Origin of the sequence: Macromonas nakdongensis, assembly GCF_002837145.1 — a bacterium.
Classification (GTDB): Bacteria; Pseudomonadota; Gammaproteobacteria; order Burkholderiales; family Burkholderiaceae_C; genus Macromonas_B; species Macromonas_B nakdongensis.
In genome coordinates this window covers 1-286 of record NZ_NWMV01000025.1, presented here as the reverse complement: position 1 = coordinate 286, position 286 = coordinate 1, and the positions used below count along the sequence as shown (strand labels likewise).

Below are 286 nucleotides of genomic sequence, written 5' to 3'. Positions count from 1 at the left end.
GCCCGGGCGGTGGTGCTGTGCCTGGCCACGGCGCTGGGTGTGGCGCTGGCCGCTGCCCTGGCGTGGCGGTGGCGCCGGGGCCGCTGGCCGGTGTTGGCGCTGGCGGGCCTGGCCCTGGGGTGGGCACCCTGGCCCCCCACGCACCTGCTGTGGGCGCCGGCGGTGCCCACCAGTTTCCACCGCTCCCCCACCGCCTTTGCCGCCCACAGCCTGGAGCGGGGGGGCGCCCTGTACCAGCGGCACTGCGCCTCGTGCCACGGGGCCGACGGCCGCGGCAACAGCGCCG

Annotated in this window: 1 protein-coding gene; it reads left to right on the top strand. The window is 79.7% G+C overall.

Annotated features, from left to right (window positions below; translation table 11 throughout):
- The coding region (locus CON77_RS04775) for a c-type cytochrome (protein ID WP_157826845.1) at window positions 1-286 on the top strand (286 nt) is incomplete at both ends.